A 16,320-nucleotide genomic window follows, 5' to 3' on the forward strand; every position below is an offset into this window, starting at 1 on the left:
TACTAATATCAAACACAATGATACACTTAGAAATAAAAAAACCATCATCATATTTCTATGACGATGGTACTGACTCTAAATATGTCGGACTATCTCACCAACACTAGATTATAAAGAGCCTTTTTTTTTAGATATCGTACAAGTCTTTAAAGAAGGAGTTGATCTGACTAACAGAATCAATAAGATTACTACTATCATCAATATGTAAAAGTAATCTATCTACCATTTCTTCGTGGAAATGGTTATGGATATCCATAACTTCTTTCCCTTTTTCAGTCAATCCGAGACGATAGATACGTCTATCGTTCACGTCTTGTTCTCTATACACATATCCCTTGTGAGTTAAACGATTGATTGTTGTTGTCAGCGTTCCTTGGGTTATCCTAAGGCGCGCTGCAACATCACTCATCATTTTAGTATCACTATTTTGTATGCCTTCAAGCGTATGAACTTCAGTCATGGATAGTTTTACGCCATGAACACGATGGTAGCGTTCTTCAATAATCAAAATTTGATTAAAAATATCGACCAGCAATTCATTCAATACCTTTCGAGCATCAGCTGTCATATGCTAGATTTACGCTTCTAAAGCTTTTTGAGCTTTTGTTACTAATGTAGCAAATCCTTTTGGATCGTGAATAGCAATTTCTGATAACATTTTACGGTTAATATCGATGTTTGCTAAACGAAGTCCATGCATTAAAGTGCTGTAGCTCATGTCATTTTGACGTGCTGCTGCATTAATACGTGTAATCCAAAGTTTACGCATTTCACGTTTAAGTTGTTTACGGTCACGGTAAGCGTAACGTAGTGAACGCATAACTTGTTCATTCGCTGTACGGTATAACGTATGTTTTGAACCATAGTACCCTTTAGCTAATTTTAAAACCTTTTTACGGCGTGCACGTGACGCCACTGAATTTGTTGATCTTGGCATTTAATTCGTCCTCCTTAGAAACCTTGTAACAAGTGTTTAATACGTTTGTAGTCGCTCTTAGAAACAAGAACAGCCCCACGTAATTGACGGTTTTGTTTTGTTGTTTTGTGACGTTTAAAGTGAGAAACGTATGCTTGTTGGCGTTTTAATTTTCCCGTACCTGTACGTTTTACACGTTTTGCTAAAGTACGCTTTGTTTTCATTTTAGGCATTCTGAAGCCCTCCTTCAATATTCTTAGTTTTTATTTGGAGAGATAACTACTGACATTGTGTTACCTTCGAGTTTAGGCATTTTTTCGACACTACCCAAGTCTTTTGTCTCCTCGATGAAACGATTCATTGTCTTGCGACCAACATCGATACGTGTCATCATACGACCTCTAAATCGCATATCAAGTTTAACTTTTGTGCCTTCTGCGAGCCATTTACGAGCATGCTTTAATTTTGTATCAAAGTCATGTTGGTCAATAACTGGAGAAAGACGCAAAGGTTTAATTTGAGTAACGTGTTGATTACGTTTCGCTTCTTTGGCCTTCTTTTGTTGCTCATAGCGGTAACGCCCGTGATCGAGAATTTTCGCTACTGGCGGATTACCATTTGGTGCAACAACAACTAAGTCAAGATTTAGCTCAGATGCTTTTTCCAAAGCTTCGCGGCGCATCAAAATACCAAGTTGTTCTCCGTTTGGTCCGATAACTAACAATTCTTTAAAGCGAATTGCATCGTTCACCATATCATCTTGAGCTGGCTTGCGATTGTCTTGTCCCATTCTTCTACTGATAAAACTCACCTCCTCTGGTGTTGAAACAATAAAAAAGTGTGTACATATTATAAGAACACACTCAAAGGTTATAATTTAGAACCTAAGCCTTTACCTATGACGTCAGTCATCAGGTGAGAAGAGTGCTTCTACTTTCTTATTGCTCGTAAAGTATAGCATCCCCACTGGCTTTCGTCAAGGTTTTATCTTATTTAATTTATCGCATAATAAAGCTGTATTAAGCTTTTATTGTTCATCTTGTGTTGCTTCAAGTTTTTCAAGCATTTCATCAATCTGAACTACTTTATCAAGGAATACTTTTCGTTGATCATCTGTTAATGTATCTCCGTATTTCTCGATAAAACGTAAAATCGTTTCAAATCCACTTTCGATTTTCTCAACTGTTTTCTCTAGATTCTTGTCCATAATATCTCCTTACTAGTTTAGTGTAACAAATTACAACTCATTCTGTCTAACTAAATTCATACAACGGTTTTGATTTATGTAAAATAGGCAGTCTTCAGTCCCTTTCGGAATTGTTCATTATACTGTTTCACTTCAAGATACAGGTTATCCCTATAGAGACGATCAGCACGTTCTACAAACTCTATCGAAATTCCTGTGGCTTCAACATCGATTCTATAGTTTTCATTCAGTACATTTTCAAGTAGCATTATGAAGTTTTGTAATTGTAATGTATTTTGAAGGTTTTCAGAGTATTTTATGAATGTATAATCATTGATGTACATTTCTGTTGTTACTTCGCCAACAAGATTATCTGCATTATTAAACAGAATCCACGTTGGATTATCAGATGATTTACGAGGTTTTCCTTGTCGCCACGAATCATCAGGCAAATCAAACACATCATGACAACATGAACACATTCCATTTGTAAAACTGATTGCAAAAAAATCAACATCTAGGGATTCAGCAGTCACGGTTTTAAAAACATCATATTTAATTAATGTATCTAGTGTATGCATCTGGATTCACCCCTAATTCTTCGTAAAAATCTGGTCGAAGAGTGCTAAGTCTTCTCTCACTTTTTCAATATTTGTCTGGTAGTATGCTCTTTTATTTATGATTTCAACTGTTACATAACTCAGGTTTAACAGTGCTTGCATGTGATGACTCACAGTTGCACCACTGATATTCAGTTCTTCAGCTAATTGCGCACCATACTTTGTTTCTTCTAAGCAACGTTTCAAAATTTCAAATTTTGTGGTCTCCCCCAAAACTTTCAATCCATCTTGGAACCTCTTTTCAGTGGCTTCAAGATTTGTTTCCAACTGTTCTAACTCCAGCATAATGTCCGAAACAACAATTTGGACTTCATTTTGAAAAGGTGTGTGATTGATCGTCAACCGATCATGAAACAGAAAACTTGGTGTCAGTAAAACAGTCGGGATTTTTTTTATTTGCGGAAAAAATCCTGCAACAACATCAATCATTTTTTGCTTATCGATGGTTTTCTCAAAAGCATCATTTACTGCAGGAAGTTGTTGATCAAGCTGTGCGATTAGCGCTGTATAATGATCCATTGTTCGTGCATAAACGACCTCAACAATCTCTCGATCATGCATCAATAGATTCAGACGATATTTATCTTCAACTTGAATGGAATCAGATTCGATGATGAATTGCGAAAGTGTACGCATACTTTCAAACGTCGTGTTCAATGCCTCATTGATAATGTCAATCATTTTATCACTACCAAAGTGTTTGACCAAACCAAAAAGCTCCGCAAGTGAATAATGATTATTGACATTAAGCGGTTTAAACATTAAGTCATAGTCATTGTTTTCTACTATACCATAGGCTTCAATAAAACGGTGACGCTCAACAAAAGCTTCCGACAATGTGAGTGCAACATCCTGTTTGGTACTAAAACGCTGATCTAGCGTATCCAAGTTTAGTGGTACTTTATGTTCATAGCGCAATGTCAAATACCGAAGTAATTCTTGGGTTACAGTTCCGAGTGGTTTGATTGATATTTCCATGTTAGGCCATCCTTTGCATCAGGCGATCATTTTTATATCGCAAGAGTATTGATATCAACAGTATACCATAGGTCATTGCTATCAAGGGCAATGGAATTTGAGTCATTAATAGTGTTGTTATGAGTGATCCTAAGGGCATTGAACCATAAACTGCTGCATTCAACAACGCACTGACGCGTGCCAGTTGATCTTTATCAACTGATTTCATGAGTGATACATTTATCGTTGGATTAAGGATACCGAATCCAACACTTAAAACTGTAACACTAATTCCCATCATAGCGGTCATAAAGGATACATACCCTACGGTTCCCATTAATAAAAGACCACTACATCCAACTAAACCCGACACAATAAATAACGTGTATGGATTATATTTTTGAGCAAGTGTTGGGTAAATGAATGACCCAAACAGGGTTCCTAGTAGAAAGAGAATATTTAAGAACGCGAGCGTCTCTGGTCCACCAAAGATAACTTCAATTGTAATTGGGGTCATGATAATATTAATCCCTGTCAAAAATACTTGCATTAAGAAAATCACGACTGTTAGCTTTACAAGATAAGGGTGATGAATGAATGTTTCCCACCCTTCTTTAAGTGATTCGCTATAGGACTGTTTTTCGATTGAACGATTTCTTGCATCTGTTTTTAGTCGTAGGAGGATAAATGCACTGATAAAGAATGAAATCCCATCAACCCACAATGCCGCAATACTTCCAAACATCGCAATGACAATCCCTGCAAGGGATGTTCCTATAAGCGCCGACAATGTCGCAGACATCTGACGCAGTGATGTTGCTGATTCAAAATGCTCCACGTCAACGATATGCGGCATTAAGGATGTAGCTGCCGGTTGTCGCAACGACTCCATGCATGTCATTAAGAATGTAAACACAAGTATAAGATACCCATTTGTATACCCTAAGTTGGTAATCATAATGAGTGTGAGCACCAAAATTCCACGCCCAACATCTGTTACAACCATAACCCAACGTTTCGACAGTCGTTCGATATATACACCTAAAAAAGGTTGAATAATAAGATTCGGAATTGCATTAATAGTGAAGTTTAGCGCAAACCAAAATTTTGATCCAGTAATCTCGTAGACTAGCCAGGACATTGCTAGTGCGTCAAAACTATCGCCAAACGTATTAATAATGCCGGCAATCCAAACTTTGATGAAGTCTGGATATTTCTTTAGAACTATGTATGATTTTATCATTAGATTCACCTCTAACGATATTGTAAACGATGATTAGATGTATGTCAATGCTTCGTTAGATAACCATCTAATTCAATGGTTAAAGAAAAAGACCCGCATTCGGGTCTTTTTCTAATTAGTCTTCACGAACGATTTCAAGATGTAATTCGTTCAATTGCTTTTCAATCGCAGGGCTTGGTGCATTTGTAAGTGGGCATCGTGCAGATGCATTTTTAGGGAATGCAATAACGTCACGAATTGTATCCGAATGCGTTAATGCCATTGCGAATCGGTCAAGGCCAAATGCAATTCCTCCGTGTGGCGGTGTTCCATATTGGAATGCATCCACAAAGAAACCGAAACGACGTTGAATTTCTTCATCGGTAAATCCGATCATTTGGAAAAGTTTTTGTTGAAGTTCTTGTTGGAAGATACGCATTGATCCACCAGCTACCTCAAAACCATTTAACACGAGGTCATATGCTTGCGCAATTACTTCTAGAGGTTTTTCATCTAGCAACGCAACATCTTCAGCTTTAGGCGCTGTAAATGGATGGTGACGTGCAACTAATACGCCATCTTCTTCTGCAAACATTGGGAAGTCAACAACCCAGCAATATGCAAATGTATTCAATGGTACAAGATCGAAGTCTTTACCTAAAGCAAGGCGTAAAGCTCCAATCGCTGTAGCAGTAAGTTCCCACTCACCACTTCCGATGAAAACTACGTCACCAACTTCTAGGTTGAACGCTTCAATCATGGCTTCGCGTTCTTGCTCACTAATAAATTTCGCAGCAGATCCACTCAATGCGTCTGCTTCAACTTTTAAGACAACAAGTCCTTTAAGACCATATTTTTTTACAAGGTCTGTATATTTATCCGTTACTTTACGGGTGATGGCATCTGCTTGTCCTTTAAGAACCAACCCCTTCAATGATCCCCCTGTCGTTAAAGTATCACTAAATACTTTAAATTCGGAAGTAGCAAAGACTTCACCAAAATCTTTTAGTTTCATGTCAAAACGTAAATCTGGTTTATCGCTTCCATAGTCATTCATTGCATCTACAAACTTAATTTTTGGAATATCTGGTTTAGCTTCACCTAAAACGTTCACCATAACATTATCTACAATTCCTTCGATAATTTCTTGGAATTGATTTTCTGACAAGAAGGATGCTTCGATATCGACTTGCGTGAAGTCCAATTGGCGGTCAGCACGTAAGTCTTCATCACGGAAGCAACGCGCTACTTGGTAATAACGTTCAAACCCACCAATCATTAATAGTTGTTTGAAGATTTGTGGTGATTGAGCAAGCGCATAAAATTCTCCTGGATGCACACGGGATGGTACGAGATATTCACGAGCACCTTCAGGTGTCGATTTAGTTAACATTGGTGTTTCAATATCAATGAAATCTTGTTCTTCTAGTGTACGACGCATTTCACCCACGATTTTCGCACGGGTCACAAGACGTTGTTGCATGATTGGACGACGTAAGTCTAAATAACGGTACTTCAAACGTGTTTCTTCAAGTGCATCTGTTTCATCAGCAATAATCATTGGTGTTTGTGCTGCTTTATTGATAATTTCAACGTTTGTGATTTCAATTTCAACATCACCTGTTGCGATTTTAGGGTTCTTATCTTGGCGTTCACGAACAATTCCCGTTACCGCTAAGACATATTCATTTTTTATCCCTTCAACAATTGGGTACTCGTCATGATTGACTACAAGTTGGACAATTCCACTGCGGTCACGCAGATCAATAAAGTTGATGGAGCCAAAGTTTCGGCGTTTTGCTACCCATCCTACAAGTGATACTTCTTGACCGACATGTTCCATTCGTAATATTCCATTATGATGTGTTCTATTCATACTATTTTTCTCCTAACCATGCTTTTACATGTGTTACAACTTCGTTCGCACTGACACGAATTTGTTCCTGTGTTTCAATATTTTTAAGTGTGAATTCCCCTTTTTCAAGTTCATCATCACCGCATAATAATGCGATTTTCGCATTATTACGATCAACCAATTTAAATTGTGCTTTAAATGATTTGTTTTCAACATCCATGTCACAGACATAGCCTTCTTGACGCAATGATTGAATCATTGCAAAGACCGCATTATTGGATGCAGCTCCCATTGGCATACCAAAGACATCAACACCGTCCTCAGTATCGAACTCAATCCCTGAATCTTCTGCTAAAATGAGCAAACGTTCAAGTCCAATTCCAAGACCAACAGCACCTGTTTCTGGACCGCCAAAGTAGTCAATGAGGTGGTTATAACGTCCACCGCCAAAGATGGTTGATTGGGCACCTGCTTTTTCATCTGTCGAGACTACTTCAAAGACAGTGTGGTGATAGTAATCCAAACCACGAACTAATCGACTATCAATTTCATACGCGATACCCTGCGCATCAAGTAGTGTCTTGAGGGATTCAAAGTATTCACGTGATGTCTCGTTTAAATAAGCGTAGTTTGTTGGGGCTGTTTGAACTGCGACGTGATCGTGATCAACTTTACAATCAAGCATACGGAGTGGGTTTTGCTCGTAACGACGGTTGCAATCACCACACATTGTCGAAAGATGCGGTTTGAAATGTTCACGTAGCGCAACTTTATAATTTTCCTGACTTTCTGCATCTCCGATTGTATTGACAAGGAGTTTGAATTTCTTCAATCCAACTTCGTGTAAGAATGATAATCCTACTGAAATGGCTTCTACATCAACCATTGGGCTAATTGGTCCAATTAATTCAACTCCAAATTGGTGGTGAATGCGCATGCGCCCTTTTTGCGGACGTTCATAACGGAAGTTTGGCGCAATATAGAAATATTTTTGAAAGCTTCCTCCGGTTGCATACAATTTGTGTTGTACAAAAGCACGGGCAACACCTGCAGTTCCTTCAGGACGAAGTGTTAGTGATGGACTCTCACCATCACGATTCTTGATCACAAATGTGTACATTTCTTTGTTGACGACATCACTTGCATCATTTTCACGTTTGAATACTTCAGTATGTTCGTACATAGGGGTACGCATTTCTTGGATATGGTAACGATCACAAATCTCACGTGCAATCTTTTCAAGTTTTTGCCATTTTCGGGCTTCAGCACCGTATACATCTTGTGTACCACGGGGTGCGATATATTTTTGACTCATGTCTGTTCCTCCTCGAATATATAAAAAGGTGCTACCAAGGACGTCTGCGACGTGGTACCACCTTTGTTTGTTTACTCAAACCTTTAACGCAGGTATACGACAACCCCTACTCATTTCAGGGCTATTTCTCCCATGTGTCCCATTGCTTCACGTACATGTGCTTTTCACCAACCAGCACTTCTCTTTGCTACTTTCAACAACTTAATCATGTTCTTCGAATATTGATATCACTTTAACATAGTATGATTGAAAAGGCAATCACAATGTTATTCGGTCAACACGTAATACGCTATCAACTTTGCGCAGGTTAACAATTAAAGTACGTAAATGATCAGCGTCTTTGACAACGACACGCATGGTTGTATTAACATGGATGGCATCAGGATCAACTTCGGAATTAACGGCATTAAGCTTTACTTTAAGTTGCGATACAATCGTAACTAAGTCCGTCAATAAGAAACTTCGATCAGTCGACAGAATTTTTAGTACTGCCTCATATTCTTTGCCGCTATGTTCGTCTTCCCAATAAACATCAATCAAGCGTGATGTCTCGTTCACAATATTGGGGCAATCCGTACGGTGCACCTTTACGCCGCTTCCTTTGGAAACATAGCCAATGATTTCATCGCCATAAACAGGATTACAACATTGACTTAAACTAATCATCATGGAATCAATTCCCGGAACACGAACACCAGTTTTTCCATTTGATTGTTTGCTAGATTGTAGTGCATTACGACTTACGGCACGGTCAAGCTTACTAGACTCTTGTTGAATTTTAATATCAAGACGCTCAAACAATGCGGGTAATGATAATGATTTCGTCGCAATGGCAAACATCAAATCATCGTACGAAGCCACCGAGAATTCTTTGTATGCAGCTTCAAATTTTTTAGAATGACGCAACTCTTTCTCATCAACACCACGGCGCTTACATTCTTCTTTGAACATAGTTTCGCCTTTACTGATGTATTGAGTTTTATCATCTTGTTGTTTCTTTTGGATGTAACTTCGGATTTTGTTCCGAGCATGTGTCGTTTTTACAACTTTAAGCCAGTCTTCACTTGGTGTTGATTGCTTATTGGTTTTCAACTGAACAACATCACCCGTTTTTAGTGGCGTATTTAGTGGCACAAGTGTTCCATTAACAATTGCTCCAACTGTCTGATGTCCTACTTCTGTATGTACACGATATGCAAAATCAATCGGTGTGGCACCATTGGGTAAATCAATCACGCGGCCTTTTGGTGTCATAACATACACATTTGCTTCAAAAATATCTTTTTGTAACAAATTCATGTAGTCCTCTGCGTTTTGATCGACCCCTTCAGTGATGGTATTAAAATCTCTAAACCATGAGAGACGGTCTTCAATTTCGCGCTGGTTAGTTTCCGTATTTGTGGATCCCTCTTTGTATCGCCAGTGAGCAGCAACCCCACGTTCAGCAATTTCATCCATTCGCTTTGTTCGAATTTGGACTTCAAAAATATTGCCTTCATCACCAACAATGGTTGTATGAAGTGATTGGTACATATTCATCTTCGGCATTGCAATATAGTCTTTCAAGCGCCCTGGAATAGGACGATACGTTGCATGAATATGCCCTAAGATTTCATAGCAGTTGAGCTCAGTTTCGGTAATGATACGAATTGCGAGCAAATCCAAAATCTCATCAAATCGTTTATGTTTTTGATTCATTTTTTTATAAATACTGTAGAGATGTTTTGAACGCCCAAACACATTAAACTTAATATTATTTTCAAGCAAGAGTTCGGCAATTTCTTCAATCATGCTTGTGACCGATGCATCACGTTCCGCTTTTCGAGAATCAACAAGACGAGCGATTTCATAGTACTTATCTCGGTGAAGATAGCTAAAACTCAAATCTTCAAGTTCGTTTTTGATTTCTCCAAGCCCAAGTCTATGAGCAATTGGTGCATAAACATCGAGTGTTTCCGCAGCAATTTTCTGTTGTTTTTCTGGTTTTTGATATTGTAACGTTCGCATATTATGGAGGCGATCTACCAGTTTGATAAAGATAACGCGAACATCTTTCGCCATCGCAATAAAGATTTTACGGTGATTTGCAGCTAGGTACTCTCGTTCATCTTTAAATTCAATATTTCCAATTTTAGTGACACTTTCGACAAGCGTCGCAATCTCTTCAGAAAAGGCTTCAGTTAGTTCTTCTTTAGTAACATCTGTATCTTCAACAACATCATGGAGCAAACCCGCCGCAATGGTTGTCGGTGACATTCCCATGTCAGCTAAAATATAGCCAACATGGACTAAATGGACAAGGTAAGGTTCCCCACTTTTACGATATTGACCGTCATGATGTTCTTTGGCATATGCGTACGCACGTTCGATAAGATCAATGTTTTCCGGGTTTGTAATATATTTCCCGACTTCATCCATCATTGTTTCGAATGATACTTCTTTGAATTGACTCATGGTTACCCCTCCTTAATTTGGAAAAAAACGAAGTTTACACTTCGTTATTAATATTGCATCATTGCAAAGACTTCAATGCCTTCTAATTTTTTACGGCCTTCGAGCTCTTCAAGTTCAATTAAGAACCCACACCCGACGACTTCACCGCCTAGTTCACGCACAAGCGCAACGCTTGCTTCGATGGTTCCACCAGTTGCTAGGAGGTCATCAATGATGAGGACCTTTTGTCCTGGTTTTATGCCATCTTTATGAATATGAAGTTCATTTGAACCATATTCTAAATCATAAGCATAGCTTACTGTTTCTCGTGGTAATTTACCTGGCTTACGGACTGGAATAAATCCAACTTCTAAGTTATAGGCAACAGGGCATCCAAAGATAAATCCGCGTGATTCGGGTCCAACAATAACGTCAGCACCGACTTTCTTCGCAAATTCTGTGAAACGTCGTGTAGCTTCGGCGAATGCTTCGCCATTAGCCATTAACGGCGTAATATCTCTAAATTTAATACCTGGTTTGGGAAAATCTTCGATTGTAGCAATATAGTTTTTTAAATCCATAATGTCCTCCATAGTGCAATAGCCATTATATCATATTTTTTTCTGTTTTTGATAACGATTAAAATAAAATACACCGAAGCCAGCACCTAATAGAAGTACAATACTTCCAAGAATCCAAATAACCGTCATATCTGACGTTTTTGATGCTTTGTTGAATGACAACACAAGACGGGAATCAAGCGGAGCTATCGTTACTTTTTTATCAGCTGTCGTGACAGTTTGTGGGTTATTTCCTAACTCTGACCCACTGACTGTATATACAAAATGAATTTGACTATCACTGGACTCAAAGATTTTAGCTGGAAATGTAACTTTAACACCATTTACATCCAGATTTTTAGGAAAACGAATATCAAATGCTTTGCCATGAACATGTTCTCTCAAAGGTGATGTATTCGATAGTGGATCAATCGCGAAGCGCATATTGTAATCTTTGGTTAGCGGTTTAGAAAACGTATATTCCGCAACTGTTCGCTTTTGTTCGCTGGCTTGTAGTTCAACAATGAGTGGTATATCTGCAAGCGTCGCAAGCGACCCTTCTGGAACCTTAATTGCATCAATACGTGACATATTCTTCTCAAAGTACTGACTTGGAAGTTGGACGACAATTTTTTGTTTTCCTGCGATTGCTTTCGCAATGATATCTTCGGAAATAGTCAGTGATTGTTTCATTTTATCATTTATTTGGTTCTTCTGAAGTCCGACGGTTATTGCATCATTTGTCACCCCAAGTTCAGAAAGTGTAATCATTTCAGCACCTGATTCAGTTTGTTTGGGCGTTACTTCTATCGCTAACACTGTAGAAATTCCGTTAACTGTGGCGGTAATCGTAGTTTTTCCAACATTTAGACCAACAATCATTGATTCGTCAATCTTGACAATGCTTGGATCTTTAACGCTATATTCGACGTGACGTTTTGTACTCGTATCATAAGGAACATAAATGAGGCCTGGTAAGTCTTTGCTATTTCCTTCAATGATTGAAAGGGATTCGGGATTAAATGTAATACTTTCTAGCGGTACAACAACATTTACTTTTATCGACGCAACTTGATCTCCGATTGAAGCAGATATGGTTGTCGCTCCAATACTATGACCCGTTACAGTTCCGTTCTCTACCGTAGCAACAGCAGAATTAGTACTACTCCATACAATTGCACTTTGGTTTAAGTTTGGATCGGAAAGCGTATACTCTAGTGCATAACTGGAGCCTCGGTTCAAGGAGATTTCATTGTGGGCGAAGGTTACTGAACCACCAACGGGTTTAACAGTAACTACAATGTCTTTTTGATATCGTTCACCTTCGATAACTGCATAAATCGAAACTGTTGTCGTTCCAGGATTTTTTGCACTGACAAACCCTTTATTATCGATTGTTGCGATATTGGCATCTGCCGTCGAAAACGTGACTTGAGCTTCTTTATTATCAACAATTGAGTAGGTAATTGTTGTCGCTTGAAACTGTTCCAATGTTAATTGCGTTTCGTTTACGATGATTGGATCTGTGAGATTTTCTTTGGAATCTGTCGCTGCTGTGTCGTCTGATACCTCAGCATGAACTTTGAATGTATGTGGAACGACAGTGGGAACTATCAGTGACACAATTAAAAATATCCCCAATGTATTGCGTAATCTTAGACGTTTCATAGGCGTTCCTCCTTTTTATTTATCATAACACACTTAAATTATATCTTCGATTAATATTGATAATTTGCGTGTGTTGCTTAAGTCTAATTCACCAATCATATAGGTTCTTCCAACAAGTTGGTTACGTGTAAATTGTTTCGTGAAAAACACTGCTTCTTGAATCGGATAATCACTGAATGTAAATTTAAATCCATAACCATTGAGATTAACAAGTCCATATACAGGTGGTAATGGAATCTTAACTTTTGGTAGCTTAAACGCCTCGCCATACGGTTCAAAATCAGTTAGCTGACGCATTGCTTTATGCGTAACATCTACAGGATCTACCGAAACGACAGCTGTATCCGTTTGTACAAATGGCGGCAATGTATCAACGACAGCTCTTACATCAGTGACAAATTGAGAGTAGAATTCTTTTTTTATTGTCATCCCAAATGCAAAGTCGTGTCCCCCCATCGCTTCGAAATAGTCACGATTAATACTGGAGAAGATATCCTGCAATGAGTGAGTCATGGAACGCCCACTCCCTTTAAGCGTTGTTTCATATTCCGTTAAAACTAACGTCGGCTTCTGTGTTACTGATGCAACTTGATTAGCGACAATACCCAGAAGGCCTTCATGAAATGAAGCATCCGTAATAATCTGAATAGCATCATCGGTCACTTTTTCCATCGCGACAGCTTGAAGTTGTTTCCCTTTCTCTTTTCGAAAATCATTCAATTTGAGCAGTTGTTTTGAATATGAATTAATGACTGCATCATCAGCAGTTGTAAAATATTGAACCACTGTATTCACATTCGCAACATCAGCCATTCGACCGACACTGTTGATTTTCGGTACAAGCTGAAATGCTAATAATTTGGCAGAATAATGTGTATATTGGTTTCGTTTAACAATTTTATCAAATTGTTTGAACTGGCTTTCATTCAGTGCTTTTGTACCACGACGCACGATTTCACGATTTTTGCCCCATAGTGGCATCACATCCGCAACCGTTGCGAGTGCCGCAAGGGAAAGCATGTAATCATCAGCAAGTCCCATTGTCTCTGCAACACAATAAATTAAACCCGTTGCACACATCGATGCAGCATAGGGTTCACAAACATCTGGATGCAAGAACGCTTCGATAGGAAGAGGTTCTTCAATGATATGGTGATCTACAACAGCAACCCGCATACCATAGGACAGTGCCCGTTCAATTTCAACGTGGGCTTTAACCCCATTATCAATTATTAAGACATCCGTATATCCTTTTTTATGGGCAGCATCAATCGTATTGACATTAACACCATAGCCTTCCTTAAATCGGTCTGGAATATAGTAACCAGGATCTAAACCAAGTTTGCGGGCCAAAAGTACTGTCAAACTCGTGGATGCGATTCCGTCACAATCATAATCTCCACAGATTATCAATTTATCGGCAGACTTTAAAAAATCCGCAATATGCGCTATTGCTGGATTTTCTACTTTTTTTGTTTCAGGGTGAATCAGTGCTAACTCTTGTGCATCACTCAGTTCGAGTGCTTCAAAGAGTTTTTGAACTAAAGGTTCATAATGTTTAAGATGTGAAGTCATCATAAGATTTAAATACCTTTCTTTTTAGAAGACAGAGGCCATAATATGTAACAATTGAAACTAAAATTGATACGACCACAAAGAAGAAATTTTTACTAATTTCTATACCTGTCGTTAATGGAATAACGATCAGTATCACCGATATAATCGATGCAAGTATACTTCCGAGCATAAATGCTGTCGTTACAAATTTATTCACAAAATTGTCAAAATCCAAATTGTTGTCGAGCATCAATTCGCTGGAATAGATGTTGGATACGATAAACGGTATTGCCCATGTAACAAAAATCATTTCGCGATTCCAACGAACACTGAAAATCATTGAGAACAGGACATAGAAGACGAACGATAAAAGACTGACCATCCCTGCCATTACCGTGGGTGTTTTAACGTAAACAAGTCGTAGCATTAACATCGCAACCACCGACATTAAAACGTAGGTAAGGTAGAATTCTGGTCGCACCAACGGAAATGGAATGGGATCAGTTGAGTAGTATGAACTCTCAAATCCTGTTTTCTTCGCAATCGATTCGCGCGCAATTTGTAAATCAATCGTATCTACATTTTCATCGAAATAGATCCAGATGTAGCCTTGCTCACTCACTTGATAATCAATTTGATTCTCAAACATTCCAATTGAATTTAAAATAGCTTCTATTTCTAAGTAAGTACGTGAACTACCGTGCGGAACAATTAAAACATTCTGTTTTGCGAAATCCTTGCTCTTGTGGAACCGTGGTGTGTTGTTGATGGAGAAAAGACCCATAACAATGACAATTCCTGTTACCAGAATCAAAATGTTATAGAATGCCCGACGGGGCTGGCTCGGTTTACCGAAGAAATCTTGTTCAGTAAAAATTAGATCTTCTGGTTCAAGATGACTTTTAATTCGGTTGAAAGCCCACTGTGAAATCATGATATCAACCAAAAAATATGTAAACGTAAAGACTAAAACATAGGATGCATTAATGGTAAAACCATAACCATAAAATGTATACATAAGTAAAGCAATCACTGCAAAGCTGGATGCCATAATCTCTGCGCGTCTCATACTCAATTTGGATTGATTTACAGATTCTATGGACTTACCATTGTGTGTTCGATTAAAGACATGGGTTTGAATCATCGCAATTAGGTAAACAAGGACTATCGTATACCAAAGTGATTTGGTAAACGGATAACCCATGATATCCATAAATAGAAGACCTGCAAGAATTGCAACACTAATCTGTGTCGCACTTAAAATTCCGACAAAGCGGAATTTTACAATTAGGAATATATACGTTAATGCAACGATTGCGATGATATACAAACTGACGAAACTTTGATTGTTTCGAAGTTTCGTTGTCGAGCCAAAGGTATCCAGACGCAATACCTCTACATCGTCAACACTAGATATCATTGCTTTACGGAAATCTTCCGCACTTTCAACGCCAGAAATTGTAATAATAAACGTATCATCCGATATCTGTTTACGTTCCCATTCACGATTTTGTGTTGTTTGACCGTCCAAAAATGCGTTCAGAGACGGTACATCACTGGTCTTCACGATTGTTGATATATCGCGTCCAAAACCTATTCCCGTATGAATTGAACTGGAAATAGCCAAAGTAAAAAAAACCATCCCAAGCGTTAGGATGAGTCCAATAAACGCGAGCCGATAATCTTTTCTTGTTTTCATTAGAGCTCCTCAGTATCCAACAACGCTTTGAAATCATCGAGTGTTGATTTGTAGCCTTGGATTTTTGATTCTACAGCGAGCCAACGTATAATGTCTTCATCTTTTATATTAAGAACTTGATCTGCCAAATCACTAAGGCGTGTCGGTTTTTGGTTTTTCCAAATATGCGTCGTAAACATACGATACAAATCGTCATAGGAAATTCCCTCAAGCCCTCCGTTATGGAGTTGTCGCAATTTTAATGTTAGTAACAATCTAAATTGTTGAGAATTCTCGTTCATTGCTTCACCCCATTCATACCTATCATCATACACGAAAATGCACAAATAAAA

General features: G+C 38.4%; 16 protein-coding genes. All 16 read right to left on the reverse strand.

The features are described from left to right. Nucleotides 1–127 precede the first annotated feature (127 nt). Nucleotides 128–568: a MarR family winged helix-turn-helix transcriptional regulator gene (locus GVV20_RS07660; RefSeq protein WP_159637917.1), complete on the reverse strand. Its 441-nt coding sequence runs from the start codon at nucleotides 566–568 to the stop codon at nucleotides 128–130. A gap of 9 nt (nucleotides 569–577) precedes the next feature. Then, entirely contained in the window at nucleotides 578–937 is a 360-nt protein-coding gene (gene rplT / locus GVV20_RS07665) for a 50S ribosomal protein L20 (RefSeq protein WP_159637919.1), read from the reverse strand. A gap of 14 nt (nucleotides 938–951) precedes the next feature. Continuing rightward, nucleotides 952–1,149 carry a 50S ribosomal protein L35 gene (gene rpmI / locus GVV20_RS07670; RefSeq protein WP_159637922.1) on the reverse strand — a complete coding sequence of 66 codons (198 nt, stop codon included), beginning with the start codon at nucleotides 1,147–1,149 and terminating at the stop codon, nucleotides 952–954. 23 nt (nucleotides 1,150–1,172) lie between these two features. Continuing rightward, nucleotides 1,173–1,706, reverse strand: coding sequence for a translation initiation factor IF-3 (gene infC, locus GVV20_RS07675; RefSeq protein ID WP_201287539.1), 534 nt, complete (start codon nucleotides 1,704–1,706; stop codon nucleotides 1,173–1,175). A gap of 237 nt (nucleotides 1,707–1,943) precedes the next feature. After that, nucleotides 1,944–2,123 carry a hypothetical protein gene (locus tag GVV20_RS07680; protein WP_159641491.1) on the reverse strand — a complete coding sequence of 60 codons (180 nt, stop codon included), beginning with the start codon at nucleotides 2,121–2,123 and terminating at the stop codon, nucleotides 1,944–1,946. A gap of 74 nt (nucleotides 2,124–2,197) precedes the next feature. Continuing rightward, nucleotides 2,198–2,683 (reverse strand): hypothetical protein, encoded by a 486-nt coding sequence (locus GVV20_RS07685; protein WP_159812818.1) that lies wholly within the window; start codon nucleotides 2,681–2,683, stop codon nucleotides 2,198–2,200. A 12-nt stretch (nucleotides 2,684–2,695) separates the two neighbouring features. Then, nucleotides 2,696–3,700 carry a helix-turn-helix domain-containing protein gene (locus GVV20_RS07690; protein ID WP_159740806.1) on the reverse strand — a complete coding sequence of 335 codons (1,005 nt, stop codon included), beginning with the start codon at nucleotides 3,698–3,700 and terminating at the stop codon, nucleotides 2,696–2,698. Nucleotide 3,701: 1 nt separating this feature from the next. Then, complete coding sequence (locus GVV20_RS07695) at nucleotides 3,702–4,922, reverse strand: MFS transporter (protein WP_159740807.1); 1,221 nt, start codon at nucleotides 4,920–4,922, stop codon at nucleotides 3,702–3,704. 115 nt (nucleotides 4,923–5,037) lie between these two features. Further along, complete coding sequence (gene aspS, locus GVV20_RS07700; protein ID WP_159740808.1) at nucleotides 5,038–6,777, reverse strand: aspartate--tRNA ligase; 1,740 nt, start codon at nucleotides 6,775–6,777, stop codon at nucleotides 5,038–5,040. 1 nt (nucleotide 6,778) lies between these two features. Beyond that, nucleotides 6,779–8,071: a histidine--tRNA ligase gene (hisS, locus tag GVV20_RS07705; RefSeq protein ID WP_159740809.1), complete on the reverse strand. Its 1,293-nt coding sequence runs from the start codon at nucleotides 8,069–8,071 to the stop codon at nucleotides 6,779–6,781. A gap of 258 nt (nucleotides 8,072–8,329) precedes the next feature. Continuing rightward, nucleotides 8,330–10,525, reverse strand: coding sequence for a RelA/SpoT family protein (locus tag GVV20_RS07710; protein WP_159740810.1), 2,196 nt, complete (start codon nucleotides 10,523–10,525; stop codon nucleotides 8,330–8,332). A 47-nt stretch (nucleotides 10,526–10,572) separates the two neighbouring features. Beyond that, the gene (locus tag GVV20_RS07715) at nucleotides 10,573–11,085 is read right to left on the reverse strand and encodes an adenine phosphoribosyltransferase (protein WP_159637940.1); all 513 of its coding nucleotides are present in this window, start codon (nucleotides 11,083–11,085) and stop codon (nucleotides 10,573–10,575) included. A 30-nt stretch (nucleotides 11,086–11,115) separates the two neighbouring features. Beyond that, complete coding sequence (locus GVV20_RS07720; protein WP_159740811.1) at nucleotides 11,116–12,732, reverse strand: Ig-like domain-containing protein; 1,617 nt, start codon at nucleotides 12,730–12,732, stop codon at nucleotides 11,116–11,118. Between the two features lie 33 nt (nucleotides 12,733–12,765). Continuing rightward, nucleotides 12,766–14,310, reverse strand: coding sequence for a single-stranded-DNA-specific exonuclease RecJ (locus tag GVV20_RS07725; protein ID WP_236261796.1), 1,545 nt, complete (start codon nucleotides 14,308–14,310; stop codon nucleotides 12,766–12,768). Then, nucleotides 14,291–15,988, reverse strand: a complete 1,698-nt coding sequence (locus GVV20_RS07730) for a hypothetical protein (protein WP_159740812.1) — start codon at nucleotides 15,986–15,988, stop codon at nucleotides 14,291–14,293. Before GVV20_RS07730 ends, GVV20_RS07725 begins: the two co-directional genes overlap by 20 nt. After that, nucleotides 15,988–16,269 (reverse strand): post-transcriptional regulator, encoded by a 282-nt coding sequence (locus tag GVV20_RS07735; protein WP_159637946.1) that lies wholly within the window; start codon nucleotides 16,267–16,269, stop codon nucleotides 15,988–15,990. Before GVV20_RS07735 ends, GVV20_RS07730 begins: the two co-directional genes overlap by 1 nt. Between the last annotated feature and the right edge of the window lie 51 nt (nucleotides 16,270–16,320).

The organism is Erysipelothrix aquatica, from assembly GCF_009828775.2.
GTDB lineage: Bacteria > Bacillota_I > Bacilli_A > Erysipelotrichales > Erysipelotrichaceae > Erysipelothrix > Erysipelothrix aquatica.